We start from the raw sequence: 26,981 nt of genomic DNA, 5'->3' as shown, positions 1-26,981 counted from the left end.
AGGCGCACCGGCCCCACCCGGGGGTGGGGCCGATCGCCGATGCCGCGGCTACTGCAGCGAAACGTCGTAGTCCGCCTTCAGCCAGTCGATCACGAACTGCTTGGCCGAAGGTGGGACAGTGGTTGCCAGCTTCTTCGCGTTGTTGGCAGCCTTGCCGGTCATCTGCGGATCCTTGCCCAGGGTCTTCTCAGCCATCTGCTGGAAGTCAGAGCGGGCGAGGATCTTCTTGAAGGCGGCCTCATAGCCGTCGACAACCTCCTTGGGGGCGGTCTTGGGCAGGAACACCATCTTCTGGGCCGGGAAGCCGGCGATGAAGAAGGCCTTCCAGGCGTCCCAGGCGTCGCCCTTGGTCTCGCAGGCCGCCGTCTTCTCGCAGACCTCCTTGAAGGTCGGGATGTCCGGGAAGGTGGGATCACGCACGATGTTGCCGTCGTCGTCCAGCGAGCCCCAGGTCATCATCGGCACGGCCAGGCCCTGCTCGACCATCGGCACGACGCTGCGCAGATAGGCCGGCGAGGTCTGGTAGTCGATGTTGGCTTCGCCGCGCTCGAACATCAGGCGGCCGTCGCCCCGGCCCTCGATGCCGAAGACCGGCACCACCTTCATGCCCAGCATCTTCCAGGCCAGGTTGGCGACCAGATCCAGGCGCGTGGCGCCCTGGCTGCCCCAGATGAAATCGATGTCGCCCAGGTCGTCGGCGTCGCCGTCGAAGCGCTTGGCGATGTCGGGCGGCAGGTAGCTGACGCCGCCGACGCCGGAGGCCAGCACGACCTGCCAGTCGTTGTATTCGTAGCGCACGCGCGGGTCGCCCAGCAGGTAGGGGAACTGGGTCGAGCCGGAGGAGCCGAAGATCAGCGTGCCGTCGGCGGTATCCTGCTCCTGGAACCAGTTGGCGCCCTTGGTCGAGCCGGCACCGGGGCGATAGCGCACCACGACGGTGGGATTGCCGGGCAGCGCCTCGCTGAGCAGCGGCGCGTAGAAGTTCGCCCAGCGTGCGGAGCCGCCGGATTCCGAGAAGGGAATCACGAATTCGACCGTCTTGCCCTCCAGGTTGAGTCCGTCGCCGGCGGCAAAGGCCTGGGTTGAAACGGCTGCGGCGGCCGCGAGGCCGAATGCCACCCCACAGGTGGTCTTGAAAACAGACATATTGTCCTCCCTCGAGTGAATCCCGCCCCAAAAGGCGTTGACGTGCCTTGAGTTGTCCGGTGCGTGCTGCCCGGTTGAACTCACCTTAATGAGGTCTGTTCCTTGCGCCAAGCACTCAGGGATTACTTATGTGCGATGCCTATTACTTTCGTGTGCAATGACTTCCTGGCCCTGGCGGGGGCATGGCGGGTTGAGTTCTAATGGCCGGCGCAGCGCGGCCATTTGCGATTTCCGGCCCCTGCCTGCCGACCTCTTGCTTGCCGACCCTTGCCTGAAGGACCCTTCCCCATGGCCATGCCGCAGGAAGCCCCCAAGATCGATTGTCCGCCCGAGGAATGGGAGATGCGCGTCGACCTCGCCGCCGCCTTCCGCCTGGTCGACCACTACGGCTGGTCGGACCTGCTGGCCACGCACCTCTCGGCGCGGGTGCCGGGGCCGGAGGATCACTTTCTCATCAACCCCTTCGGGCTGATGTTCGACGAGATCACCGCCTCCAGCCTTGTGAAGGTGGATCAGGAGGGCGGTATCCTCTCGCCGACGGACTACAGCATCAATCCGGCGGGCTTCGTCATCCACGGCGCCATCCATATGGCGCGGCCGGACGTCGCCTGCGTGATCCACACCCATACCCGCGCCGGCACCGGCGTTGCGACCCAGAAAGACGGGTTGCTGCCGATCACCCAGCACGCCATGGCGGTGATCGCCCAGACCGGCTATCACGACTACCAAGGAATCGCCACCGACCTCGACGAGCGCGAGAGCATCGTGCGCGACTTGGGCGACAACAACGTGCTGATCCTGCGCAACCACGGGCTCCTGACCGTCGGGCGCAGCACGGGCGAAGCTTTCATGTGGATGTACCGGGCCGAGCGCGCCTGCTACATGCAGCTTGCCTTCCAGCAGTCGGGCGCCGAGCTGAACCCCATCCCCGAGGAGGTGCAGCGCACCACCATCGAGCGCAACAGGTTCAACAACTCCGAAAAGGGCTATCGTCCCATCGGCAAGGTCGAGTGGCCGGCGCTGCGCCGCAAGCTCGATCGCATCGACCCCTCCTACAAGGACTGATGCGCAAAGGACGGATGTTCCCCTCAGGCAGGAGGCTCTGTTCGCGAACTCAAGGGAGAGGCCGCAAGGACCCTTTCCCTTTTTCTCGCTGCGTGGACCGGACCGCCTGGATCGGATCACGATTAGACGGAAACGCAATGCGGTCCCGTCCGATCGTGTGAATCCGATCTATCCAATAAGGTATAGAGCAGATTCACAGGACCGATGGATCGCCTTCGGCGATTCCGGCCGACCCTGATCCGCTCTAGCGGTAGGGCGAACGCTGCGGGCGCACCAACATCTCGGTGACGCAGGCGTTGGCCGGCAGGGTGACGGCCAGGGCCGCCATCTCGGCGATGTCCTCGACCTGAACGCATTTTGCGGGATCCAGCCGTTCCGGGTTGGTCATGGCGGTATTGACGAAGCCGGGGTGCAGCAGGGTCACGCGTACGCCGTCCTCGCGGACCTCCTCGAAAAGCGCCTTGGCGAAGCCTTCCAGGCCGTGCCGGCCCGCGCAGTGGGCGGCCATCTTCGCCATCCCGATTTTGGCGTACATGCCGCAGAGATAGAGATAGGCGCCCTGGGCGGCGCGTACCGCCGGCAAGGTCAGGGCCGTCAGGCGCATGGGCGCATGGAGAATGCCCGCCAGGGTGCGGTCCCACTCCTCGAAGCTCTCGGGCGCCGTCGGCACGGAGCGGCCGCCGGCCGCCGTCCAAACCACCGCGTCCAGGCGGCCGCCGCGCCCGGCCCAGTCCGCCAGGGCGGCGACCTGGACGGGGTCCGTCAGTTCCGCCTGGAAGCTCTCGCCCGAGCCTCCGGCTCCGGCTACTGCCGCCAAAGTCTCGGCCAGGGCGTCTTCCTTGCGCCCATGGGCCAGGATGTTCCAGCCATCGGCGGCGAGGCGGACGGCGATGCCCCTGCCGATTCCGCCGCTGCCGCCAACGATCAAAGCCCGCTTGGACATGGCTGTGGCTCCCCGTCTGTTTGAAAGAATCACTATGGCACGGTGGCGAGGATCGGTGTTACTCGCGAAGGCGGCGTCCGAATGCCCGAGACAACCCGCCCTGGCTGCCTGTTCCTGGCTGCCTGTTCCTGGCTGCCTGTTCCTGGCTGGGGCCCTGGCCGGGGCCGGGTTCAGGTGTCCGGCGCGGCCTTGCGGGGAAAGGCCCTTTCCATGGCCTCGACCGTGGGGAAGGCGTCGTCGACGAGGCCGTCTTTCAGCCCCTGTCCGGCAGCCCAGGCGATGCGTCTGGCCGCGGCCTCGGCCATCATGGGCTCGATCCCCATATCGCGCAGCATGGTCGCCGCTTCGGTCATCTCCGCCGCGCGGCGCGTGCCGTGCAGGGCGCTGCGCGATGTGAGGTAGCGCGCCCGCTCCGGCCAGTCGAGGCCCGGCAGGCTCGGCTGCAGGGATTCCAGAACCCGCTGGGAGGCGCCGAACTGACTGGCTGCCGCGACGCACTCCAGGAACAGCGCCTCGACGCCCTTGATCATGATGGAGCGCAGCATCTTGGTGGCCGAAGCGGCGCCCAGGGTCGCGCCGCCGTCTTCGACATTGAAGCCGAGGGCCGCCAGCTTCGCCGTGGCGCGCGCCGCCTCGGGGCCGCAGAGCAGGATCGGCACCCTGTGGCCGTGCTTGGGCACGGGTGAAAGGATGGCGCCGTCAAGCACGCTGCAGCCGCTGGCTTTCAGGGCTTCGGCGACGTCCAGCTTGGTGCGCGGCGCCGCGGAGTTGAGGTCGACGTAGATCCGGCCGGGCTTCATGCTGGGCGCCGCGGCCTTGGCCACGGCGACCGCCTGCTTGGCGACCACGGTGGAGAGCACGATCTCGCCGGCGCCTACGGCCGGGCCCAGGTCGTCGTGGCAGACCGCGTTCAGGGCCGCGGCGGTGGCGCGCATGTCCGTGCTGTCGTCGTCCTTGAAACGGATGTCCCAGAGATGGATCTCCAGCGTGGGGTTTTCCTCGCGCAGGCCAGCCACCATGGCCCGGCCGGCCTCGCCGAAGCCGATGAAGGTCAGGGCCTTGGGCGCGGTGTCGTGCTGCTCGCTCATGTCGCTCCTCCGGATGAGTCCAGGATATAGGGCCGCCGGAGGACGGGCGAGCCGGCAGTCGCCGCCTGCCTAGAAATTCTGTGCCGCGGCGATAAGAAACGCGTGCGGCGGCGCTTCGTGCAGGCGCTAGCTCTTCGCGGCGCGGGACTTGTTGTGGCGCCGCGCCTCCTGTTGGGCCAGCGCGACGAAACGCCGGGCGGCGGCCGAGTGGTCCGTCTTGCGCGCGACGAGGCGGATCGGCGCCGCCAGGCCCGGCACCGCGCCGAGCGGGCGGTAGACGATGGATTCCGGCTGCAGCCCGGACAGCGAGCGCGGCACTAGGGTGACGCCCAGGCCCGCCGCCACCAGGTTTAGGGTTGCGGTGATGCGCGGCGCTTCCTGCTCGGTGCGCGGCGTGAAGCCGGCGGTGCGGCAGGCGCCGACGATAGCGTCGTAGAGGCCGGGACCGGAGGCGCGGCGGTAGAGGATGAAGGGCTCGGCCGCCAGGGCCTCCAGGCGCAGCGGCCGGCGCGAGGCGGTGGCCAGGCGATGATCTGCCGGTAGCGCCGCCACCATCGGTTCTTCCAACAGGTCGTGGAGCGTCACGCCCTCGCCGGGCGGGATGGCCGGACGGATGAAGGCCACGTCCAGGCGTTCGGCCTGCACCGCCTCGACCAGCTCGGAGGATCCCATCTCCTCAAGGGTCATGATGACCCGGGGATGGCGGCTGCGGAAATCGCGCAGCAGGCGCGTCACGAAGGGGTGAAAGGGCGAAGACGCGGTGAAGCCCACCGCCAGCCGGCCGAGTTCGCCGCGCGCCGTGTGGCGTGCCCGCAGCAGGGCGCCCTCGACTTCTCCCAGGATGCGGCGTGCGTCTTCCAGCAGGCTTTCGCCGGCCTCCGTCAGTTCCACCCCGCGGGGCTTGCGGCGGAAGAGCTGCACCTCCAGCTCCCCCTCCAGCGCCTTGATCTGCTGACTCAGGGGCGGCTGCTGAATGCCCAGGCGCTCGGCGGCGCGGGTGACGTGGCCTTCCTCGGCCACGGCAACGAAGTAACGCAGGTGGCGCAGGTCCATGACATATCGGTTCGATATGAATAACGGTCTATCAATATATTGGATATCTGCATCCCAGGCCAGTAGTCAGAGGGGGAAATTTCTTTGACGGCAGCCAGGGTCCCGCGCTGCGCCGGCCGGATCGCCGGTATCGAGCATCCGCAGCGGCGCGCGGGGACCGGGAGAAGGAAAGATGGCCTCTCATGCGAAAAGCCAGGACGCGGCGCTGACCGGCGCCCTCTCCGCCGGCGGCACCGGGCGCGGCCTCCTGGCCCGTGCCTGGGCGGCGCTGGGCGCCTGGGTCGCCGCGGTTTTCTTCTGGCGCAGCGTCAGCCGCGCCATTGACCGGCTGTCGTCGCTCAGTGACGCCGACCTCAAGCGTCTGGGCCTTGAGAGAAACGAGATCGTCGCGCGGGTCTATGAAGAAGCCCGCGCCGCGCAGGACCGGCGGGCCGGCGCTGCCGGGCATCCCCGCGGTCTCTAGGCCCAGCGGCGCAGGGCCGTGGCGGCCTCGACCCTCTGACGGGCCAGGGTGACGGCGGCGGCGCGGGGCGCCACTCTGTCGTCGCGGCTGGCCTCCAGCACCGCGCGGGTGTTGCGGCGTACCTTCTCCTCGATGGCGTCGAAGGCCTGGCGCTCGCCGCCGCCGGCAAACTCGACAGCGCCGCAGATGACGCCGCCGGCGTTGGCGATGAAGTCCGGGATGACGAGGACGCCGCGGTCGTGCAGCGCCGCCTCGGCCTCCGCGGTGACGGGAATGTTGGCGCCTTCCACCACCAGCTTCGCTTTCACCTGGTCGACATTGTCCTCGCGGATGACGTCGGGGCGGGCGGCGGGAATCCAGATGTCGCAGTCGACGCCGACCACGGCGTCGCGGTCCAGCTTTTCGCCGGCCGGGTGGTCGCCCAGGTTCCTGCCGGAGTCCTTGAGTGCGGCCAGCGCCTCGATGTCGAGGCCCGCGGGATCGGCGAGCGTCACCTTGGAATCGGCAGCGGCCACCAGAACCGCCCCCTTCTCGGCCAGGAAGCGCGCGGCGTGCCTGCCGACGGAGCCGAAGCCCTGCACCGCGACGCGCGCGCCTTGCAGGTCCAGGTCGCAGAAGCCGCGCGCCACGTCGACGGCGATGCTGAGGCCGAAGCCGGTGGCGCCGATCTCGTCCAGGGGGATGCCGCCCAGGACGGAAGGCAGGCCGACGCAGCGGCCGATCTCGTCGTGGATCCAGGCCATGCAGGTCTCGTCGGTGCCCATGTCCGGTCCGGGGATATAGTCGCTCACCTCGGCGATGGCGGCGGCGAAGGCGCGGATCAGCCGTGCCTTTCCTTCCGGCGGCATCCGGGGGTCGCCGACGATCACCGCCTTGCCGCCGCCGTGGCGCAGGTCCGCTGCGGCATTCTTGAAGGTCATGGCGCGGGCCAGGCGGAAGCATTCCTCGGTGGAGACGTCGGGGGCCATGCGCACGCCGCCGATGGCCGGGCCGCGCGCCACGTTGTCGACCACCAGGATGGCGTTGAGGCCGCTGTGGGTCTCGTAGATGTGGATGACCTTGGCGGGGCCCAGATTGTCGCAGAAGCGGAAAGCGTCCTCCATCGGCAGTTCCTCAAGTCATTCCGGCTGTTCGAGATCCCGCACCGCGGTGGCGAGGAAGCGTGAGGCTTCGCCGCCCATCACGGCGCGGTGGTCGAAGGTGAGCGACAGCGGCAGCACGCGGCGCACCGCGAGCCGGCCATCATAGGCCACGGCGCGCTCGGCGATGCGGCCGGCGCCGAGGATCGCCACCTGGGGCGGCAGCACCACCAGGGCCGCGTGGCGGCCGCCGAACATGCCGAAGTTGGAGAGGGTGATGGTCTGGCCGCGCAGTTCCTTCGGCGGCACGCGGCGCGCGCGCACGTCGGCCTTCATGCGCTCGAGGCCCTGGCGCAGGTCGGCGGTGGTGCGCCCGCCGACATCGCGCAGCACCGGCACGAAAAGGCCGTCCTCGGTGTCCATGGCGATGCCCAGGTCGACCCTGTCGTGCAGGCGGCGCCCGGTCTCCATACCCAGGAACCAGGCGTTCAGCGCCGGCTCGGCCGCGCAGCCGGCGACGATGGCGCGCACCAGGCGCAGCGTGGCGTCGCTGCCTTGCGCCCAGGCATGAATGTCGGCCTCTTCCGTCACCGTGGCCGGCACCACCTCGGCATGGGCGCGGGCCATGTTGAGCGCCATGGCCCGGCGCACGCCGCGCAGCGGTTCCGGCGGTCCGGCCGCTCCAATAGCGGCGGCGGCGCGCTCCACGTCGCTGGCCAGCACCGCGCCCTCCGGTCCGCTGGCCGCCACGTGGGAGAGGTCGACGCCCAGGCGCTTGGCCAGGGCGCGCACGGCGGGGGCGGCCTTCACACCGGGGCCGGTCTTCGCCGTCTCGGCTGCGGCGGCTTTCCCGGGCGCGGCCTTCGGCTGTTCCGCCGCCGCGATGCTGCCGACCACGGTGCCCTTGTCTTCGGCGGCCGCGCTCTCGAACTCGACCAGCGGCGCGCCGATCTCGACGATGTCGCCGGGCGCCCCGAAGGTCTTGGCGATGCGTCCGGACTGGGGCGAGGGGATCTCCACCACCGCCTTGTCGGTCTCCACCGAGACCAGGGGCTGGTCGGCCACCACACGGTCGCCGGGCCCGACGTGCCAGGAGACGATTTCCGCATCCTGCAGGCCTTCGCCGAGATCGGGCAGCTTGAAGGTCGTCATGTGTAGGCCAGCGTCTCGCGCGCTTTGCGCAGGATTCGCTGCTCCGTGGGCATGTAGTGGGCTTCCAGGCGCGGCAGCGGCATCACCGTGTCGTAGCCGGCGACGCGCCCGACGGGCGCCAGCAGGTCGACCAGCCCGCGGTCGGCCAGGCCGGCGGCGATCTCGGCGCCGACCCCGCCGCTCAAGGGTGCTTCCTGGACGATGACGCAGCGCCCCGTGCGCGCCACCGAGGCGAGGATGGTGTCCATGTCCAAAGGCTTCAGGGTGGCGACGTCGATCACTTCGGCCTCCTTGCCCTCGGCGGCCAGGGTCTCCGCCGCCGCCAGGGTTTCCCGCAGCATGGCGCCCCAGGAGACCAGGGTCACGTCGCGGCCCTCGCGCAGGGTAAAGCAGGTGTCGAGCGGCAGGGCGCTGCCGTCGTCGCAGACCTCTTCCTTGGTCGCCCGGTAGATGCGTTTGGGCTCCAGGAAAACCACCGGATCGGGATCGCGGATCGCGGCCAGCAGCAGGCCGTAGGCCTTGGCCGGGGAGGAGGGGATCACCACGCGGATGCCGGGGATGTGGGCAAAGAGGGCCTCCATGCTTTCCGAGTGATGCTCCGGCGCGTGGATGCCGCCGCCGTAGGGCGCACGGATCACCATGGGGCAGGAGAGGCGTCCGCGGGTGCGGTTGCGCAGGCGCCCGGCGTGGTTCAGCACCTGGTCGATGGCCGGGTACATGAAGCCCATGAACTGGTACTCGATCACCGGACGGAACCCCTGGGCGCCGAGCCCGACGGCCAGGCCGGTAAAGAGGGACTCCGACAGCGGCGTGTCGATCACCCGCGCCGCGCCGAAGCGCGCGAGCAGCCCCTCGGTGGCGCGGAAGACGCCGCCGTCGATGCCGACGTCCTCGCCCAGCAGCAGCACCGTCTCGTCGTCGCCCATGGCGCGGGCCAGAGCCAGGCGCACGGCTTCGACGAGAGTCAGTTCGCTCATCCTTCTTCACTCTCCGCCGCTGCGTCGCGCTGCGCCCGGAGGGCGGCCGGCAGCTCCGCGTAGAGGTGGTCGAACATGGCCGCCGGCGGCAGAGGGGGAGTCGCGAGGTAGTCTTCCGCCGCCGCCGCGACCTGCGCCGCGCAGTCCTCGATCAGCGCCTCCTCCGCCGCCTTGGTCCAGTGGCCGGCCTCGCCGAGATAGGTCCGCAGGCGGGCGACGGGGTCCTGCTTCCAGCGTGCGCTGACCTCGGCATCGTCGCGGTAGCGGCCGGCGTCGTCCGCCGTGGTGTGGTCGCTGAGGCGGTAGGTCAGGGCCTCGACCAGCGCCGGCCCGCCGCCACGGCGCGCCCGCTCGACGGCCTCGCCCACCACATGGCGCACGGCGATGACGTCGTTGCCGTCGACCTGTGCGCCGGGCATGCCGGCGGCGACGGCTTTCTGCGCCAGGGTTTCCGCCGCGGTCTGCCGCGCGCGCGGCACGGAAATGGCCCACTGGTTGTTGTTGATGACGAAGACCAGCGGCAAGGCCTGCAGGGCGGCGAAGTTCATGGCCTCGTAGACGTCGCCGCGCGAGGTCGCGCCGTCGCCGAAGACGCAGGCCGCCACCCGCGCCTCACCGCGCAGCTTAAAGGCCAGCGCGACGCCGGCGGCGTGGGGCGCTTGCGTTCCGACCGGCACGCAGATCGGAAAGTCCTGGCGCGGTCCGGCATAGTCGCTGCCGCGTTCGTCGCCGCCCCAGTAGAGCAGCAGGTCGGTCATGGCGACGCCGCGCAGGAACTGTGCGCCCTGTTCGCGGAAGGACGGCAGCAGGACGTCTTCCGGGCGCAGGGCATCGCCCAGGCCGACGGCCACCGCCTCCTGGCCCAGGGAGGAGGCGAAGGTGCCGAGCCGCCCCGTGCGCTGCAGCGACACCGCCTTGGCGTCGAAGCTGCGGGTCAGCACCATGGCCTTGTAGAGACGGGTCAGAGTCTCGACGTTCCGGGCGAAGGCGGGCAGCGCGCCCAGAGCCTTGCCCTGCGCGTCCAGGAAGCCGGTATAGTCGATGCTGAAGGACGCAACCTGCGGCATGCCACGGGCGCCTTTCGTTGACGGCGATTCGTTCCCAGCATGACGTTAGGCGGTCCGGCGGGCCACCACATTGACGTGGGTCAAGCGCGTCTTGCGGCGTTGCCCGCAGTCAGCGGTAGAGGTAGATCGGACTGGTCCAGGCCAGCGTGCCGTCCTCCTGCGTCACCCGGATGTAGATCGGGTTGTCGCCCTGGGTGCGCAGTTCGATGCGCCGCGTGAAAGCCATCCTGCGGTGCGGGTTCTCGCCCGGCAGCCGGAAGACCTTCAGGGTGCGCGGCAGCACCCCGCTTTCGTCGAAGACCTCATCCTCCAGGCCGATCTCCTCCAGCGGCAGGCCGCACTTCACCAGCGGCGTCTCGATCTTCAGGGTGCCGCCGTAGGGATCGGCCACCCAGAGGTCGAAGCCGCCGATGTTGCCGGTGGTCAGCGCCCGCCAGGCCAACTCGGTCTCCGAGATCTGGTCCAGGGTCTTGTCGCGGTTGAAGAAGTTGATAGGGCGGGCCGCGGCGATGCTGTTGCCGGAGAGGTGCGCGCGGCCGTCCCAGATGACCTGGCGGAAGCGGCCGCGGTACTCGGCGCCCTCCCAGACGACGCGGATGCGGTCGCCCAGGTCCTGGGCGCCGTAGGGGCGCAGCGTTTCCAGGTGCTCCAGGCCGTTGAAGAGGTCGACCCGCTCGATCGGCGCCGCGGCGGCGATGTCCACCCGCAATTCCACCTCGCCTTCCGGCAGGTGGACGATGTCGCCCATGATCGCCTCGCGCGCCGGCCGGCCTTCGCTGGGGCCGAGGCGCGGATCGTCGTGGTAGAGGGTGCCCTCACCGCCCAGGCTCGCCCGCACATCGATGAAAAGGCGGCCGCCGTGGCCGCCGGTGGTGGCGTAGTGATGGCGCTTGCGCAGGCAGTCGAGGATCGCCGCGCGGCTCAGTTCCTCGGTCAGGAAGCAGGTCAGGCCGCCGACGGCGCCGAACAGCGACGCGCCGGGATAGCTGGCGCCGGGACGCCCCTTGTGGCCGTCGGAGTTGGCGACGATGCCGGTGCGGTAGCCCATCTCGAAGGCGTCCTGCACCAGCCATTCGAAGCTGCCCCAGGAGCTGTGCACCTCCATGGATTTCTCGAAGCGGCCGTCGTGCGCCATCTTCACGTCGGCGTAGCGCCCGCCGCAGTGGGCGTAGCCGACCACGTCCCACTCCTCGTTGTCGGCCAGGGCCTGGAACAGCTCGGCGGCGCTGTTGGCGTCGCTGGCGATGTCGGAGCGGTCCTCGACCAGGGCGTGGGAGGAGCGCCTCAGGGTGCGCCCCTCCTCGGGAAAGTAGATGTTGCGGTCGCCGCCCAGGCCGGTGTTGCCGGACCATTCGTAGCCGGGAACGGTGACGAAGCTGCCGGGCCGGTCGAACTCGGCGCAGAGGGCATCGAGCTCACGCCAGAAAGGCGTGGTGATCTGGAAATCGTTGCCCTGATGGCCGGTGGCGTCCAGGAAGGCGCGGTCGCGGGCGAAGGCGAAGTACTGCCGGGCGCTGCCGGTGCCGATGGTCTCCTCGGACTGGCCGTGCAGGTCGCCCCAGAAGTGCACCAGCGCTGCGTCTTCGACGATCCGTAGGGGATTGGCTTCCGCCGCCAGGCTGCCGTCCTTGTGCAGCAGGCGCAGGCGCAGCTCGCCGGGCGCTGCGACACTCAAGCCCTCCACCGTGGCGGCGAAGGCGCCGGGCGCCAGGCGCAGCGTCTCCGGCAGGCCGTCGACCGGCAGGTTGCTGTCCAGGCGCAGCACCGCGTCGCATTTGTCCGTCGGGTTGCCCCAGAGGTCCTCGGCCTTGATCTTCAGCGCGAAGGGCTCTCCGCAGCGTCTCAGCGTCGGCAGTACGGCGACGAAGCTTTCCGGCGCGCCGGGGACGATGCGGATCGTCGGCTGCTCGGGCAGCGGCTGGTAGCAGTAGGTGGCGATGGGGTCGACCAGGGTGTGGAACTCGAAGCTGTCCTCGCAGAAGGTCTGCAGGCGCATGCCGGGCGAGCCCTGGGAGCGGTCGCCGAAGGTCACCGTGATGGTGTCGCCCTCGCGCAGGAAGCCGCGCACCACCTTTATATAGAGGGTGCGGTCCCAGGGTCGCACGTTGCCCTTGGGGTCGTAGTGGTATTGCAGCACCGCGGAGTTGGAGGCGACGATGGTGGTGTAGTTCGGCCCTTGCGGATTCTCGAACTGCGGGCGGGTCTGGTCGCTGGCGAAGCGGAAGCAGATGCGCAGCGAGCCGGAGTCGTCGATGCCGAACTTGCCGGCGGTGTAGACCAGGGTAAAGGTCTGGTGGCTGCCGGCGACGAAGTCCCCGCCCGGCGTCAGGCTCACCGAGCCCAACTCTTCCGCCGGAATGGCGCCGCGTTGCGGCGTGCTCACCAGGCCGCCGGCCGCGGGCGGCAGGGCGGCATCGTCGGGGCTGCCAAGCGGCTGGTCGGGCACGGGGGTCGTCCTTTCGTCCCTGTCGTCAGGTGGTCAGGTGGTCGGGTCGTCGATCAGCGGGCTGGGCTTGGCCAGGGTCTGCAGGTCGCCGATCTCGGTCAGCCGGATCTCGCGGCCGCTCACTTCCACGCCATAGGGTTTCAGCGTGGCGAAGGCGCGGGACAGGTTCTCCGGCGTCATGCCCAGGAGGGCGGCCAGGGTGCGCTTGTCGATCGGCAACTGCACGATGCCGCCGCGGCCCTGATCGGCCTCGGCCCGCAGCAGGTAGTTGGCCAGACGTTCCACTGCATTGCGCAGCTTGTGGTTCTTCAGGGACTTGACCACGCCGCGGTAGCGGGTTGCCAGCTCGCGCACCACGGCGCGGGCGAAAACGTGGTCGCGGGCGAAAATCGCCCGCACGTTTTCCGATGGCACCATCAGGATCTTGGAACTTTCCACCGTGCGCCCGGACATCAGGTAGGGCGCGTCGCGCAGCACCGCCGCGAGGATGAAGGTCGTGACCGGGCGCGTGATCTCGATGGAGGTCTCGCGTCCGTTGCTGGAGGCGAAGAGCTCCACGCCGCCCTCGACCATGATGTAGAGAAAGTCGGGGGGCTCGCCCTCGGTGATGAGTTGCACTTGCGGCGGGAAGCGCTGCAGGAAGGCCGCTTGCATCAGTTCGTCGAAGTTGGCCTCTGCCATCTCGGCGAAGAGGTCCAGCTCTCGCACCAAGGGTATATCGTTCGACCTCAAGGAAACTCTCCGACTCGCCTGATCCCCACCGTGGCAAGGTAATCTTCGTTTTTGACGTTTATCAAGTCTTCAATTCAAAAATAGTAATTTCACAGTATGAGAAATTTAATCCCAAATAGGAAAAAGATATGCAAATCCTTGTTTCAGCAATGGTTCTACAAAAATTGACCTGCATCAAATAAATCTTGCAGCAGTCTGATGAATATCCCCCCGCCTGGGAGGCCCAGCCTCTCAGCCTGCTTTACTGGTCAGCGGCAGAGGAGGGAATCATGCAGGACCTGCAAGGCGTCACGCCGGGGCAACAGAACAAGGTGCTGGGCATCAGCACCTTTGCCTTCACGGTCTGCTTCGCTGTTTGGACCATCTTTTCCATCATCGGTGTGAAGATCAAACAGGACCTGGGCCTGTCCGATACGGAATTCGGCATCCTGGTCGCCACGCCGATCCTCACGGGCTCCCTGAGCCGCATCTTCCTCGGCATCTGGACGGACCAGTACGGCGGACGCATCGTCTACAGCGCCGTCATGGCCTTGACCGCCGTGGCCGTGTGGCTGCTCTCCACCGTCTCGACCTACGAAATGTTCCTGGTCGCGGCGCTGGGCGTCGGCCTGGCGGGCGGTTCCTTCGCCGTGGGCATCGCCTACGTGTCGCGCTGGTACGAGAAGGAGCGTCAAGGGACGGCGCTCGGCATCTTCGGCATGGGCAACGTCGGCGCCGCAGTGACCAACTTCGGCGCGCCTTTCCTGCTGGTGGCGCTCGGCTGGCAGCAGACGGCGCAGGTCTATGCCGTCATCCTGCTGATCACCGCCGTCCTCTTCTATCTGACGACGCGCGACGATCCGGCCACGGCCCAGCGCAAGGCCCGGGGCGAGAAGCCGAAGTCGGCCTTCATGCAGCTTTCGCCGCTGGCCAAGCTCCAGGTCTGGCGTTTCTCGCTCTACTATTTCTTCGTCTTCGGCGCCTTCGTCGCGCTGGCCCTCTGGCTGCCGCGCTACTACGTCGGCGTCTACGGTCTGGACATCAAGACCGCCGGCATGCTGGCCGCGGCCTACGCCCTGCCGGGCAGCGTCTTCCGCGCCCTCGGCGGCTACCTTTCCGACCGCTACGGTGCCCGCCGGGTGATGTACTGGACCTTCGTCGCCTCGGTCGCGATCTGCTTCTTCCTCAGCTATCCCGCCACCGACTACGTGGTCCAGGGTATCGAGGGACCGATCGCCTTCAATATCACCATCGGTTTGCCGGTCTTCGTCGTCCTGACCGTGGCCCTGGGCTTCTTCATGTCGCTCGGCAAGGCGGCGGTCTACAAGCACATCCCCGTCTACTACCCGGACAACGTCGGCTCGGTCGGCGGCCTGGTCGGCATGATCGGAGGGTTGGGCGGCTTCATCCTGCCGATCTGCTTCGGTGTGATGAACGACGTCATCGGTGTCTGGACCAGCTCCTTCATGCTGCTCTTCGTATTGGTCGGTATCGCGCTCCTTTGGATGCACTTCGCCATCCGGCGCATGGAGCGGGCGGCCTTGGGCGAGGAACTGGCGGGTCTGCCGGAACTGCCTGAGCTGATCTCGCTGCACGGTCCGGAGCACGAGGGTGCGCTCGGCGGCCGTAAGCAGCAGCCGCAAACGCCCTCGGGCCCCAGCCGGCCGATGGAACCGGCGCACTGAAACCGCGTGACTGAGCGGGGCGGGCGCCAAGAGACGGCGCCCGCCTGCGCCAACAAGGATCACAAGCGATGACCACTTCTCATACAGTTGCCACCAGCGGCCACGTCCTGACCGACTGGCATCCCGACGAACCGGACTTCTGGGCCAAGGGCGGCCGCAGGGTCGCCGCCAAGAACCTCTGGATCTCGATTCCCTGCCTGCTGTTGGCCTTCTCCGTCTGGCTGGTGTGGTCGGTCGTGGTCGCCAAGCTGCCGGCCATCGGCTTCGCCTACACCACGGACGAGCTGTTCTGGCTGGCGGCCTTGCCGGGGCTCTCCGGCGCGACCCTGCGCATCTTCTATTCCTTCATGGTGCCGATCTTCGGCGGGCGCCTCTGGACCACGCTGTCCACGGCCTCGCTGCTGATCCCGGCGGTGGGCATCGGCTTCGCCGTGCAGAACCCCGAGACCCCCTACGCGGTCTTCCTGGGCCTGGCGCTGCTCTGCGGCTTCGGCGGCGGCAACTTCGCCTCCTCCATGGCCAACATCTCCTTCTTCTATCCCAAGAAGGAGAAAGGCCATGCCTTGGCGCTCAACGCCGGCCTCGGGAACGCCGGCGTCAGCGTCATGCAGTTCGTGGTGCCCCTGGTCATCACCGCGGGCGTCTTCGGCGCCATCGGCGGCGCGCCGCAGGCCACCAGCGCCGGCGGGCAGCTCTGGCTGCAGAACGCCGGCTTCGTCTGGGTGCCCTTCCTGGTGATCGCCACCCTGGCGGCCTGGTTCGGCATGAACGACATCGCTTCGGCCAAGGCCTCCTTCAAGGAGCAGTCGATCATCTTCCAGCGCAAGCACAACTGGGTCATGTGCATTCTCTACACGGGCACCTTCGGCTCCTTCATCGGCTACTCGGCCGGCTTCCCGCTGCTGGCCAAGACCCAGTTCCCGGAGATCAACTCTCTGCAGTTCGTGTTCCTGGGTCCACTGGTCGGGGCGCTGAGCCGCGCGGCGACGGGCTGGGTCTCCGACAAGTTCGGCGGCGGCCGCGTCACCTTCTGGACCTTTCTGGTGATGATCGTCGCCGTGGCCGGCGTGCTCTTCTTCCTCGGCATCAAGACGCAGCCGGGCGCCTTCTGGGGCTTCTTCGCCATGTTCATGCTGTTGTTCTTCGCCACCGGCGTGGGCAACGCCTCGACCTTCCAGATGATCCCGACGATCCTGCGCCAGGAAGTCGGGCGCCTCATGCCGCAGCTCAGCGAGCAGCAGCATCTGCGCCAGTCCGAGCGGGAATCCGCGGCCATCATCGCCTTCACCTCGGCGATCGCGGCCTACGGCGCCTTCTTCATCCCCAAGGCCTACGGCACCTCCATCTCGCTGACCGGCGGGCCGGAACTGGCGCTCTACTGCTTCATGGCCTTCTACGCGGTCTGCGTGGTCATCACTTGGTTTTACTACACCCGGCGCAACGCCTCCGTGCCCTGCTAAGCCTGCTTTGCAGCGCAGTGGGGACCGCGAGGTCGTTGCCGATAACCGGGAATAAGAACGGAGAGATCAAATGAGCCAATTGCTCGATCGCCTGAATTTTTTCTCCTCTAAGACACGGGGTGAGTTCGCCGATGGGCACGGCATCACCACCGGCGAGGATCGCGGCTGGGAAGACGCCTACCGCAAGCGCTGGCAGCACGACAAGATCGTGCGCTCCACGCACGGCGCCAACTGCACCGGCTCCTGTTCGTGGAAGATCTACGTGAAGGGCGGCATCGTCACCTGGGAGACCCAGCAGACGGACTATCCGCGCACGCGCCCGGATCTGCCAAACCACGAACCCCGCGGCTGCAGCCGCGGGGCCAGCTATAGCTGGTACATGTACTCGGGCAACCGGGTGAAATATCCCCTGGTGCGCGGACGGCTTCTGAAGCTGTGGCGCGAGGCGAGGACGGTCCGTACCCCGGTGGCCGCCTGGGCTTCCATCGTCGAGGATCCGAAGAAGCGGGCGGCCTACACCAGGAAGCGCGGCCTCGGCGGCTTCGTGCGCGCCAAGTGGGAAGAAGTCAACGAGATCATCGCCGCGGCCAACGCCTATACGGCGAAGACCTACGGACCGGACCGGGTCATCGGCTTTTCGCCGATTCCGGCTATGTCCATGGTCTCCTATGCCGCCGGCTCGCGCTATCTGTCTCTCCTGGGCGGCGTCTGCATGTCGTTCTACGACTGGTACTGCGACCTGCCGCCGGCCTCGCCGCAGACCTGGGGCGAGCAGACCGACGTGCCGGAGAGCGCCGACTGGTACAATGCCGGCTTCCTGATGATCTGGGGCTCCAACGTGCCGCAGACCCGCACGCCGGACGCCCACTTCTATACCGAGGTGCGCTACAAGGGAGCCAAGTCCGTGGTGGTGAGCCCGGACTACTCCGAGGCCTCCAAGTTCGCCGACCTCTGGCTGCATCCCAAGCAGGGCACCGACGCGGCGCTGGCCATGGCCATGGGCCACGTCATCCTGCGCGAGTTTCACCTGGACCGCCAGGCCGAGTACTTCGAGGACTACGCCCGGCGCTACACCGACATGCCGATGCTGGTGCGCCTGACGAAGAAGGACGGCCACTACGTGCCGGAGCGCCTGCTGCGCGCCTCCGACCTGGACGGCAAGCTGGGCCAGGAGAACAATCCCGAGTGGAAGACCCTGGCCTTCGACGAGAGCAGCGGCACCATCGTCGCGCCGCAGGGTTCCGTCGGCTTCCGCTGGGGCGAGCAGGGCAAGTGGAACCTGGAGGAGAAGGACGCGCAGGGCCGCGAGGTGAAGCTGCGGCTCAGCCAGATCCTGGACAAGGACCACGACGACGTGGTCGATGTCGGTTTTCCCTACTTCGGCAACCGCGAACACGACCACTTCAAGGGCACCGACCATCCCGACGTGCTGCTGCGCCGGGTGCCGGTGAAGGCGGTGAAGACCGCCGAGGGCGAGGCGCTGATCGCCACGGTCTTCGACCTCTTCGTCGCCAACTACGGCCTCGACCGCGGCCTCGGCGGCCAGCACGTCGCCAAGGATTACGCCGAGAACGTGCCCTACACGCCGGCCTGGGCCGAGGCGATCACCGGCGTGCCGGCCGATCACATCGTTACCGTGGCGCGGGAGTTCGCGGGCAACGCCGAGAAGACCAACGGCCGCTCCATGGTCATCCTCGGTGCCGGTCTGAACCACTGGTACCACATGGACATGAACTACCGGGGGATCATCAATCTCCTGGTGATGTGCGGCTGCGTCGGCCAGTCGGGCGGCGGCTGGTCGCACTACGTCGGCCAGGAGAAGCTGCGACCGCAGACCGGTTGGCTGCCGCTGGCCTTCGCCCTCGACTGGGGACGGCCACCCCGGCACATGAACTCCACCTCCTTCTTCTATGCCCATACCGACCAGTGGCGCTACGAGACCCTGGGGGTCGACGAGATCCTCTCGCCGACGGCGCCGGAGGGGCCCTGGGACGGCGCGCTGATCGACTACAACATCCGCGCCGAGCGCATGGGCTGGCTGCCTTCGGCCCCGCAGCTCCAGACCAATCCCCTTGAGATCGCCAAGGCGGCCTACGAGGCCGGCAAGGACCCCAAGGACTACGTGGTCGATCAGTTGAAGTCCGGCGCTCTCAAGATGTCCTGCGAGGACCCGGACAACCCGGCGAACTGGCCGCGCAACCTCTTCGTCTGGCGCTCCAACCTTCTGGGCTCCTCGGGCAAGGGCCACGAGTACTTCCTGAAGCACCTGCTCGGCACGTCGCACGGCGTTCTGGGCAAGGACCTGGGCGAGGAAGGCGGCACCAAGCCGCAGGAGGCCGTGTGGCACGAGGAAGGGCCGCAAGGAAAGCTCGACCTGCTGGTCACGCTGGACTTCCGCATGTCGACCACCTGCGTCTACTCCGACATCGTGCTGCCGACGGCGACCTGGTACGAGAAGAACGACCTCAACACCTCGGACATGCACCCCTTCATCCACCCGCTGACCTCCGCAGCCGACCCGGCCTGGGAGTGCCGCAGCGATTGGGACATCTACAAGGGCATCGCCAAGAAGTTCTCCGAGATCGCGCCCGAGGTGCTGGGCGTGGAGAAGGACGTGGTCACGGTGCCGATCCTGCACGACACGCCGGCGGAAATGGCCCAGGCGATGGACGTGAAGGACTGGAAGAAGGGCGAGATCGATCCGATCCCCGGCAAGACCATGCCGCAGATTGCGGTGGTCGAGCGTGATTATCCGAACCTCTACAAGCGCTTCACCGCGCTGGGTCCGCTGATGAACAAGCTGGGCAACGGCGGCAAGGGTATCGCCTGGAACACCGAGCACGAGGTCGAGGGCCTCGGCAGGCTGAACGGCGTGGTGGTCGAGGAAGGACCCACCAAGGGCATGCCGCGCATCGAGACCGACATCGACGCCACCGAGGTCATCCTCATGCTGGCGCCGGAGACCAACGGCGAAGTGGCGGTGAAGGCCTGGGAGGCGCTCGGCAAGGCGACGGGGCGTGACCATACGCACCTGGCCGTGCCCAAGGAGGACGAGAAGATCCGCTTCCGGGACGTGGTGGCGCAGCCGCGCAAGATCATCTCCTCGCCGACCTGGTCGGGCCTGGAATCGGAAAAGGTCTGCTACAACGCCGGCTACACCAACGTCCACGAGTTGATCCCCTGGCGCACGCTGACCGGACGCCAGCAGCTCTACCAGGATCATTTGTGGATGCGGGCCTTCGGCGAAGGCTTCTGCGTCTACCGCCCGCCCATCGACACCAAGACCGTGAATCCGGTGATCGCGTCGAAGGACAACGGCAACCCGCAGGTGGTGCTGAACTTCATCACTCCGCACCAGAAGTGGGGCATCCACTCGACCTACACCGACAACCTGCTGATGCTGACGCTCAACCGCGGCGGCCCCGTGGTGTGGATCAGCGAGACCGATGCCGCGAAGGCGGGCATCAAGGACAACGACTGGGTCGAGGCCTACAACACCAACGGTGCCCTGACGGCCCGGGCGGTGGTCTCCCAGCGCATGCACGAAGGCACGATCTTCATGTACCACGCGCAGGAGAAGATCATTAACACCCCGGGCTCGGAGATGACGGGGCAGCGCGGCGGCATCCACAACTCGGTGACCCGCGCGGTGCTGAAGCCGACCCACATGATCGGTGGCTACGCCCAGCAGTCCTATGGTTTCAACTATTACGGCACGGTGGGCTCCAACCGCGACGAGTTCGTCATTGTCCGCAAGATGGACAAGGTCGATTGGCTCGAACGGCCGACCGGCGACGACCAGGAATCCTTCAGTGGGGAGGCGGCAGAATGAAGATCCGCGCACAAATCGGCATGGTGCTGAACCTCGACAAGTGCATCGGGTGTCACACCTGTTCAGTCACTTGTAAGAACGTCTGGACCAACCGAGAAGGCATGGAGTACGCCTGGTTCAACAACGTCGAAACCAAGCCCGGCATCGGTTACCCCAAGGAATGGGAGAACCAGAAGCGCTGGAACGGCGGCTGGGAGCGTACCGGAAACGGCCGCCTGCGGCCCAAGATGGGCCCCAAGTGGCGGGTGCTGGCGAAGATCTTCGCCAACCCCGACCTGCCGGAAATCGACGACTACTACGAGCCCTTCACCTTCGACTACGAGCACCTGCAAAAGGCGCCGGAAGTCCAGGCCTCGCCGACGGCCCGGCCGCGCTCTCTGGTCACCGGCGAGCGCATGGAGAAGATCGAATGGGGCCCGAACTGGGAGGAGATCCTGGGCGGCGAGTTCGAGAAGCGCTCGAAGGACTACAATTTCGAAGGCGTGGAGAAGGAGATCTACGGCGCCTTCGAGAACACCTTCATGATGTATCTGCCGCGTCTCTGCGAGCATTGCCTCAATCCGACCTGCGTCGCGGCCTGCCCCTCGGGCGCCATCTACAAGCGCGAGGAGGACGGTATCGTTCTCATCGACCAGGAGAAATGCCGCGGCTGGCGCATGTGCGTCTCCGGCTGCCCCTACAAGAAGATCTACTACAACTGGTCGAGCGGTAAGTCCGAGAAGTGCATCTTCTGCTATCCGCGCATCGAAGCGGGCCAGCCGACGGTGTGCTCCGAGACCTGCGTCGGGCGCATCCGCTATCTCGGTGTGCTGCTCTACGATGCCGATCGCATCGGCGAGGCCGCGGCGACGCAGGACGAGGGCGACCTCTATCAGGCGCAGCTCGACATCTTCCTCGATCCCAACGATCCCAAGGTGATCGAGCAGGCCCGCGCCGACGGCGTGCCGGAGGCCTGGCTGGAGGCGGCGCGCAAGTCGCCGGTGTGGAAGATGGCGATGGACTGGAAGGTCGCCTTCCCGCTGCACCCGGAATACCGCACCCTTCCCATGGTCTGGTACGTGCCGCCGCTCTCGCCGATCCAGTCGGCCGCCGAGTCCGGCAAGATCGCCTGGGACGACGGATTGCCGGATGTCTCGGCCCTGCGTATCCCGCTGCGCTATCTGGCCAATCTGCTGACCGGCGGCAACGAGGCGCCGGTGGCCGAGGCCCTGCAGCGGATGCTGGGCATGCGCGCCTATATGCGCGCCAAGACCGTCGACGGCGTCGTCGATGAGTCCTTGGCCGAGCGGGTCGGCCTCAACGTGGAGCGCATCGAGGAGATGTACCACGTCATGGCCATCGCCAACTACGAGGACCGCTTCGTCATTCCCACTTCGCACCGCGAGCTTGGTGAGGACGCCTACGACCTGCGCGGCTCCTGCGGCTTCAGCTTCGGCAACGGCTGCTCGAGCGGCGCCAGCGAAACCAACCTCTTCGGCGGCCCCCGCAAGAAGAAGGTGCAGACCCCGACGGAGGTGTTCTGATGGCCAAGACCTTTAAGGTGCTCTCCCTGCTGCTGACCTACCCCGAGGCGGAAATCCAGGAAGCGGCCGGCGAGATGAAGCGGATTCTCACCAGCGAGAAGCTGGTGCCGGCCAACTGCCTGGAAGGGCTGAACCGCCTGCTGGACGAGATCGCCGACGGGGATCCCTACGACCTGCAGGAACGCTACGTCCTGCTGTTCGACCGCTCGCGCTCGCTGTCGCTGCACCTCTTCGAGCACATCCACGGCGAGAGCCGCGACCGCGGCCAGGCCATGGTCGACCTGGCCGAGCACTACGAACAACACGGGCTGGTGCTGAGCGCCAAGGAGTTGCCGGACTTCCTGCCGCTGTTCCTGGAATTCCTCGGCACCCGGCCCTTGCCGGAAGCCCTGGAACTGCTTGAGCAGCCCCTGCACGTCATCGCCGCCCTGGCCGAACGGCTGCGCAAGCGCAAGAGCCCCTACGCCTGGGTCTTGCTGGCCCTGGAGGGCGTCGCCAAGGGAAAGCCCTCCCAGGCGGTGCTGGATGAGCTTCTCGCGGCGCCGGACGAGGACCCCGACGACCTGGAGGCGCTGGACCGCGCCTGGGAGGACCAGCCGGTCACTTTCGGGCCCGGCAGCTCCGGCGGCCCCGGCGTTTCGCCGGGCGGCGGCTGCCCGGCCGTGCGCGACACCCTGGCGCGGATGGACCGTCCCGCCGATAGCAAGCCTTTGTGAGGAGCACGCGTCATGGCTTCCTTCCTCAATACAATGATCTTCGGGATCTACCCCTACATCGCCCTGGCCGTGCTGGCGCTGGGCTCGATCATCCGCTACGACCGCGAGCCCTATACCTGGCGTTCGGGCTCGAGCCAGCTTCTGCGCCGGCGCCAGCTCGTCATGGGCTCGGTGTTGTTCCATGTCGGCGTGCTCATCGTCTTCTTCGGCCATCTGGTGGGCCTGCTGACTCCCATCCAGCTCTTCGACCTCGTCGGCATCAGCCACACCTTCAAGCAGATCATGGCCATCGTGGTCGGCGGCGTAGCGGGCGGCTTTGCCCTGATCGGCGCCACGATGCTGGCGCACCGGCGGCTCTTCGACCCGCGCATCCGCGCGACCTCCAGCTTCGCCGACAACGCCATCATCCTGCTGCTGTGGCTGCAGCTCGCCTTGGGGCTGGCGACCATCCCGATCTCCCTCAACCACCTGGACGGCCACGAGATGGTTACCTTCATGGCCTGGGCGCAGGGGATCTTCACCTTCGACTTCGCCGCGTCGGGCTACATCGCCGAGGCGCATCCGGTCTTCAAGCTGCACCTCTTCCTGGGCCTGACCATCTTCCTGGTCTTTCCCTTCACGCGTCTGGTCCACATGCTGAGCGTGCCGCTGCGCTACTTCTGGCGTCCGGGCTACCAGATCGTGCGCTCCAAGCGGGCACCCGGCGGCATTGGCGCGGAGTAGGGTGATGCAGGACATCCGCATCAACGACACCACCATCGAGTCGGCGGCGGTGCTGGCCGAGGCCCAGCATCACCCCGCCGAGACGCCGGAGGCGGCGCTGGCGGCCGCAGCCACCGCGCTGGCGGTGCGCGAGCTGCTGCTGCAGGAAGCGCGCCGTCAGGGCATCGAAGCCGACCCGCAAAGCGACGGCCAGGGGCGGCGCGAGGCCGAGGAGGACGCTTTGATCCGCGGCCTGCTGGAGGCTGAGGTGACCGTCCCGGAGGCCGATGGCGAGACCTGCCGGCGCTACTTCGACAACAACCGGGCGCGCTTTTGCAGCCCCGACCTCTTCGAGGCGGCGCACATCCTGCTCTCCGCTTCGCCGGAGGACAAGGAGGCCTACGCCAAGGCGGCGGATCAGGCGGAGCGCCTGATCGCCATGCTGCAGTCGAACCCCCGCCTCTTCGCCGAGCTGGCGGGGCAGTTCTCCGCCTGCTCCTCGGCGCAGAACGAGGGACGGCTGGGCCAGGTGGCGCGCGGCGACACGGTGCCGGAGTTCGAAACCTTCCTGGAGAACCTGGAAGAGGGGCAGCTCTGCCCAGTGCCGGTGCGCTCGCGCTATGGCGTTCATGTGCTCCGCCTAGACCGCCGCATCGACGGCCGGGAGCTGCCGTTCGAGGCGGTGGCGGAGACGATCGCCGATCAGTTGCAGGAGGCTTCGTGGCGGCGGGCGGTCGCGCAATACATTCGCGTGCTCGCCGGGCAGGCCGAAATCGAAGGGGTCGCGCTCGACGCGGCGGAAAGCCCGCTGGTGCAATAGTCGACAAGAACAGCGCAAGGGAGGGCGCGATGAATGCCGCACAACGAAGCTCGCCGCAGATCGAACCAGCGTCGGTGGCCTTGCTCAGCGATCCCTTGGATTTCTTCTTCGCCGAGCATTTCCGCCAGCGAAAGCTCTGCAATCTGATCGAGGAAATGGCCCTGGCCGAGACTCTCGACTGGACGTTGACGGCGGAGGTTCTGGATTTCCTGCGCCATGACGCGGCGATGCACGTGCGCGACGAGGAGGAGGATCTCTTCCCCCTGATGCAAGAACGCTGTCCGCCCGAAGACGAGATCGATCGGGTGCTCTCGGCGCTGACAGCCGAGCATGCGGGCGACCGGCATCTGGCCGACATACTGATCGAGGGCCTGGAGAAGGCCTTGGCCGAGGCGCAGCCGCCATCGGCATTTCCCGGACTGCGCGAGGCGATGATCGACTTCGCCCGCAACGAGCGCCGCCACCTGGCGCTGGAGAATTCCGTCTTGCTGCCGCTGGCCCGCCGGCGCCTTTCGGAGGAAGATCTGGTCCGTCTTTCGGCGCGCCTGCTGCGCCGCCGTCAGGAAGACGCACAAGGCGGCGCGGAAAAGGAGAAGACATGACGGGTAGCGAATCGGTTCAGGCCCGGCGCCGGGACTACAGGGGGCCGGCCCTGTTCCGTCAGGGCTTCCGGCCCTTTTTCCTCGGCGCCGGGCTCTGGGCCGCCCTGGCCCTGCCGCTGTGGCTGGGTCAGTTTCTCGGCGTCTTCGAATTGCCGCTGCTCGTCGACCCCCTGGCCTGGCACGCTCACGAAATGATCTTCGGTTTCGCCGGCGCGGTCATCGCCGGTTTCCTGCTGACCGCCGTGCCCAATTGGACGGGACGCCTGCCCGTTCAGGGGGTGGCGCTGGCGGTCCTGGCCGGCACCTGGCTGCTGGGCCGCCTGGCCATGCTGGTCTCCGCCGGGCTCGGCGTCTTGCCCACTGCCGTCCTCGACATGGCTTTTCTGGTGCTGCTGCTGGCGCTGGCCCTGCGCGAGATCGTCGCCGGGCGCAACTGGCGCAACCTGCCGCTGCCCCTGGTCCTCAGCGTCCTGCTGGCCGCCAACCTCATGACCCATCTGGAGGCGGGCGGGATTGCTCTTCCGGGATACCCCGACCTGGGAGCGGCCGGGCAGCGCTTGGGCGTGGCCGCGGTGGTGCTGCTCATCTGCCTGATCGGCGGGCGCATCCTGCCCAGCTTCACCCGCAACTGGCTGGCCAAACGCGGCCAGGATGCCATGCCGGCGCCCTTCGGCGCTTTCGACAAGCTGTGCCTCTTGTCGACCGTGGCGGCTCTCGGCGCCTGGGTGGTGCTGCCGGATCACGCCGTGGTGGGCGGCCTGCTGCTGCTGGCGGGGGTCCTCAATGCCGTGCGGCTGGCCCGCTGGCAGGGACTGCGCAGCCTGCCGGAGCCGCTGCTGTGGAGCCTGCACCTGGCTTTCCTCTGGGTGCCTCTGGGGCTGCTGCTGCTGGCCCTGGGCATTGTGGTGCCGGAGGTGCCGGCGACCACCGCCGGCCTGCACGCCCTGACTGCTGGGGCCATCGGCTCGATGACCCTGGCGGTGATGACCCGGGCCAGCCTGGGGCACAGCGGCCGGGCGTTGACCGCCGATGGCTGGACGACGCTGATCTACCTGATGATCACCGCCGCCGCGGCGCTGCGGGTCGCGGCCTCGCTCGCGCCGGAGGCCTATACCCCCTTGCTGCACGCTTCAGGTGCCTTGTGGACCGCGGCCTTTGCCCTCTTCGTGCTGCGCTACGCGCCGCTCTACCTCTCGGGGCGGCGCGCGCAGGATTGAACGCGCAGGGCCCAGACGCGCAGGGCCTACACCCGCTCCAGGGCGATGGCGATGCCCTGTCCGACGCCGATGCACATGGTGGCCAGAGCCCGCTTGGCGCCGCTCTTCTCGGTGAGCTCCAGCGCCGCCGTGCCGGTGATGCGGGCGCCCGACATGCCGAGCGGGTGGCCGAGCGCGATGGCGCCGCCGTTGGGGTTCACCCGGGGATCGTCGTCGGCGATGCCCAGTTCGCGCAGCACCGCCAGACCTTGGCTGGCGAAGGCTTCGTTCAGCTCGATGACGTCGAAGTCCGTCGGTGCAAGGCCCAGGCGCGCGCAGAGCTTCTGCGTCGCCGGGGCGGGCCCCATGCCCATGATGCGCGGCGGCACACCCGCCGTCGCCGCGCCCAGCACGCGGGCGAAGGGCGTCAGGCCGTGGGTCTTCGCGGCGGCTTCCGAGGCGACGACGAGCGCCGCCGCGCCGTCGTTGACGCCCGAGGCGTTGCCCGCCGTCACCGTGCCGTTCTCGCGGAAGGGCGTGCCCAGCGCGGCCAGTTTCTCCAAGGTGGTCTCGCGCGGATGCTCGTCGGTCTCGACGACGGTCGGCGGCCCTTTGCGGTTGGGGATGGTGACGGCGACGATTTCCTTGGCGAGACGCCCGGCGGCGATGGCCGCCGCCGCCTTCTGCTGGGAGCGCAGGGCGAAGGCGTCCTGGTCCTCGCGGGAGACGCTGTAGTCGGCGGCGACGTTCTCGCCGGTCTCCGGCATGGAGTCGACGCCGTGGGCCTTCTTCATCAGCGGATTGACGAAGCGCCAGCCGATGGTGGTGTCGTAGATCTCCGCGTTGCGCGAAAAGGCCTGGGTGGCTTTCGGCATCACAAAGGGCGCGCGGCTCATGGACTCGACGCCGCCGGCGATCACCAACTCGGCCTCGCCGGCCTTGATCGCCCTTGCCGCCGTGGCGACGGCGTCCATGCCCGATCCGCAGAGCCGGTTGATGGTGGTGCCGGTCACCGCCTCCGGCAGGCCCGCCAGCAGGGCGGACATGCGCGCGACGTTGCGGTTGTCCTCGCCGGCCTGGTTGGCGCAGCCGAAGATGATGTCGTCCACGGCGGCCCAGTCCACCGAAGAACAATGCTCCATCAGCGCCTTCAAGGGAACGGCGCCCAGGTCGTCGGCGCGTACGGACGACAAAGAACCGCCGAAGCGGCCGATGGGGGTGCGCAGATAGGCGCAGAGAAAGGCTTCGGTCATAA

22 protein-coding genes are annotated in these 26,981 nt (G+C 67.8%); 11 read left to right on the top strand and 11 right to left on the bottom strand.

What is annotated here, in order from left to right; genetic code table 11:
• Window positions 1-48: 48 nt before the first annotated feature.
• Window positions 49-1,146, bottom strand: coding sequence for a tricarboxylate transporter (locus AAFN88_RS00905; RefSeq protein ID WP_347517618.1), 1,098 nt, complete (start codon window positions 1,144-1,146; stop codon window positions 49-51).
• Between the two features lie 288 nt (window positions 1,147-1,434).
• On the opposite strand from AAFN88_RS00905, the gene AAFN88_RS00900 reads away from it, so the two are divergent.
• Complete coding sequence (locus AAFN88_RS00900; protein ID WP_347517617.1) at window positions 1,435-2,211, top strand: class II aldolase/adducin family protein; 777 nt, start codon at window positions 1,435-1,437, stop codon at window positions 2,209-2,211.
• Window positions 2,212-2,455: 244 nt separating this feature from the next.
• Here AAFN88_RS00900 and AAFN88_RS00895 read toward each other — a convergent pair whose 3' ends face one another.
• The 3 genes from AAFN88_RS00895 to AAFN88_RS00885 all read right to left on the bottom strand — a co-directional run bounded on the left by AAFN88_RS00895 (window position 2,456) and on the right by AAFN88_RS00885 (window position 5,295).
• On the bottom strand, window positions 2,456-3,154 hold the full coding sequence (locus AAFN88_RS00895) for an SDR family oxidoreductase (RefSeq protein ID WP_347517616.1): 699 nt from the start codon (window positions 3,152-3,154) through the stop codon (window positions 2,456-2,458).
• Window positions 3,155-3,324: 170 nt separating this feature from the next.
• The gene (locus tag AAFN88_RS00890; RefSeq protein WP_347517615.1) at window positions 3,325-4,242 is read right to left on the bottom strand and encodes a DUF1932 domain-containing protein; all 918 of its coding nucleotides are present in this window, start codon (window positions 4,240-4,242) and stop codon (window positions 3,325-3,327) included.
• A gap of 126 nt (window positions 4,243-4,368) precedes the next feature.
• On the bottom strand, window positions 4,369-5,295 hold the full coding sequence (locus AAFN88_RS00885) for a LysR family transcriptional regulator (RefSeq protein WP_347517614.1): 927 nt from the start codon (window positions 5,293-5,295) through the stop codon (window positions 4,369-4,371).
• A gap of 172 nt (window positions 5,296-5,467) precedes the next feature.
• Here AAFN88_RS00885 and AAFN88_RS00880 point away from each other — a divergent pair, with 172 nt between their 5' ends.
• Complete coding sequence (locus AAFN88_RS00880; protein WP_347517613.1) at window positions 5,468-5,758, top strand: hypothetical protein; 291 nt, start codon at window positions 5,468-5,470, stop codon at window positions 5,756-5,758.
• Here the strand turns inward: AAFN88_RS00880 and AAFN88_RS00875 are convergent.
• From AAFN88_RS00875 to AAFN88_RS00850, 6 genes are all read right to left on the bottom strand, one after another.
• A complete protein-coding gene (locus AAFN88_RS00875; RefSeq protein ID WP_347517612.1) occupies window positions 5,755-6,861 on the bottom strand; it encodes a Glu/Leu/Phe/Val dehydrogenase in 1,107 nt (368 codons plus the stop codon). The genes AAFN88_RS00880 and AAFN88_RS00875 overlap by 4 nt on opposite strands.
• Window positions 6,862-6,876: 15 nt before the next feature.
• Complete coding sequence (locus AAFN88_RS00870) at window positions 6,877-7,989, bottom strand: dihydrolipoamide acetyltransferase family protein (RefSeq protein ID WP_347517611.1); 1,113 nt, start codon at window positions 7,987-7,989, stop codon at window positions 6,877-6,879.
• The gene (locus AAFN88_RS00865) at window positions 7,986-8,966 is read right to left on the bottom strand and encodes an alpha-ketoacid dehydrogenase subunit beta (RefSeq protein ID WP_347517610.1); all 981 of its coding nucleotides are present in this window, start codon (window positions 8,964-8,966) and stop codon (window positions 7,986-7,988) included. Before AAFN88_RS00865 ends, AAFN88_RS00870 begins: the two co-directional genes overlap by 4 nt.
• Window positions 8,963-10,033 carry a pyruvate dehydrogenase (acetyl-transferring) E1 component subunit alpha gene (gene pdhA, locus AAFN88_RS00860; protein ID WP_347517609.1) on the bottom strand — a complete coding sequence of 357 codons (1,071 nt, stop codon included), beginning with the start codon at window positions 10,031-10,033 and terminating at the stop codon, window positions 8,963-8,965. Before pdhA ends, AAFN88_RS00865 begins: the two co-directional genes overlap by 4 nt.
• A 109-nt stretch (window positions 10,034-10,142) precedes the next feature.
• Window positions 10,143-12,479: a hypothetical protein gene (locus tag AAFN88_RS00855; protein WP_347517608.1), complete on the bottom strand. Its 2,337-nt coding sequence runs from the start codon at window positions 12,477-12,479 to the stop codon at window positions 10,143-10,145.
• 33 nt (window positions 12,480-12,512) lie between these two features.
• Window positions 12,513-13,211 carry a cyclic nucleotide-binding domain-containing protein gene (locus AAFN88_RS00850; protein ID WP_347517607.1) on the bottom strand — a complete coding sequence of 233 codons (699 nt, stop codon included), beginning with the start codon at window positions 13,209-13,211 and terminating at the stop codon, window positions 12,513-12,515.
• 269 nt (window positions 13,212-13,480) lie between these two features.
• Here AAFN88_RS00850 and AAFN88_RS00845 point away from each other — a divergent pair, with 269 nt between their 5' ends.
• From AAFN88_RS00845 to AAFN88_RS00805, 9 genes are all read left to right on the top strand, one after another.
• On the top strand, window positions 13,481-14,875 hold the full coding sequence (locus AAFN88_RS00845) for a nitrate/nitrite transporter (RefSeq protein WP_347517606.1): 1,395 nt from the start codon (window positions 13,481-13,483) through the stop codon (window positions 14,873-14,875).
• A gap of 68 nt (window positions 14,876-14,943) precedes the next feature.
• Complete coding sequence (locus AAFN88_RS00840; protein ID WP_347517605.1) at window positions 14,944-16,335, top strand: NarK family nitrate/nitrite MFS transporter; 1,392 nt, start codon at window positions 14,944-14,946, stop codon at window positions 16,333-16,335.
• A gap of 70 nt (window positions 16,336-16,405) precedes the next feature.
• Window positions 16,406-20,167 carry a nitrate reductase subunit alpha gene (locus tag AAFN88_RS00835; RefSeq protein WP_347517604.1) on the top strand — a complete coding sequence of 1,254 codons (3,762 nt, stop codon included), beginning with the start codon at window positions 16,406-16,408 and terminating at the stop codon, window positions 20,165-20,167.
• Window positions 20,164-21,690 (top strand): nitrate reductase subunit beta, encoded by a 1,527-nt coding sequence (gene narH, locus AAFN88_RS00830; protein ID WP_347517603.1) that lies wholly within the window; start codon window positions 20,164-20,166, stop codon window positions 21,688-21,690. Before AAFN88_RS00835 ends, narH begins: the two co-directional genes overlap by 4 nt.
• Window positions 21,690-22,406: a nitrate reductase molybdenum cofactor assembly chaperone gene (gene narJ / locus AAFN88_RS00825; RefSeq protein ID WP_347517602.1), complete on the top strand. Its 717-nt coding sequence runs from the start codon at window positions 21,690-21,692 to the stop codon at window positions 22,404-22,406. Before narH ends, narJ begins: the two co-directional genes overlap by 1 nt.
• 12 nt (window positions 22,407-22,418) lie before the next feature.
• Window positions 22,419-23,129, top strand: coding sequence for a respiratory nitrate reductase subunit gamma (gene narI, locus AAFN88_RS00820; RefSeq protein ID WP_347517601.1), 711 nt, complete (start codon window positions 22,419-22,421; stop codon window positions 23,127-23,129).
• 4 nt (window positions 23,130-23,133) lie between these two features.
• Complete coding sequence (locus AAFN88_RS00815; RefSeq protein ID WP_347517600.1) at window positions 23,134-23,928, top strand: peptidylprolyl isomerase; 795 nt, start codon at window positions 23,134-23,136, stop codon at window positions 23,926-23,928.
• Between the two features lie 29 nt (window positions 23,929-23,957).
• Window positions 23,958-24,530, top strand: a complete 573-nt coding sequence (locus tag AAFN88_RS00810; protein WP_347517599.1) for a hemerythrin domain-containing protein — start codon at window positions 23,958-23,960, stop codon at window positions 24,528-24,530.
• Window positions 24,527-25,747: an NnrS family protein gene (locus AAFN88_RS00805; protein WP_347517598.1), complete on the top strand. Its 1,221-nt coding sequence runs from the start codon at window positions 24,527-24,529 to the stop codon at window positions 25,745-25,747. Before AAFN88_RS00810 ends, AAFN88_RS00805 begins: the two co-directional genes overlap by 4 nt.
• A gap of 26 nt (window positions 25,748-25,773) precedes the next feature.
• Here AAFN88_RS00805 and pcaF read toward each other — a convergent pair whose 3' ends face one another.
• Complete coding sequence (gene pcaF, locus AAFN88_RS00800; protein ID WP_347517597.1) at window positions 25,774-26,979, bottom strand: 3-oxoadipyl-CoA thiolase; 1,206 nt, start codon at window positions 26,977-26,979, stop codon at window positions 25,774-25,776.
• Between the last annotated feature and the right edge of the window lie 2 nt (window positions 26,980-26,981).

Source organism: Pelagibius sp. CAU 1746 (genome assembly GCF_039839785.1).
Classification (GTDB): domain Bacteria; phylum Pseudomonadota; class Alphaproteobacteria; order Kiloniellales; family Kiloniellaceae; genus Pelagibius.
Note: the sequence above shows the minus strand (reverse complement) of the source record. Positions and strands in the feature narration are given on the sequence as shown.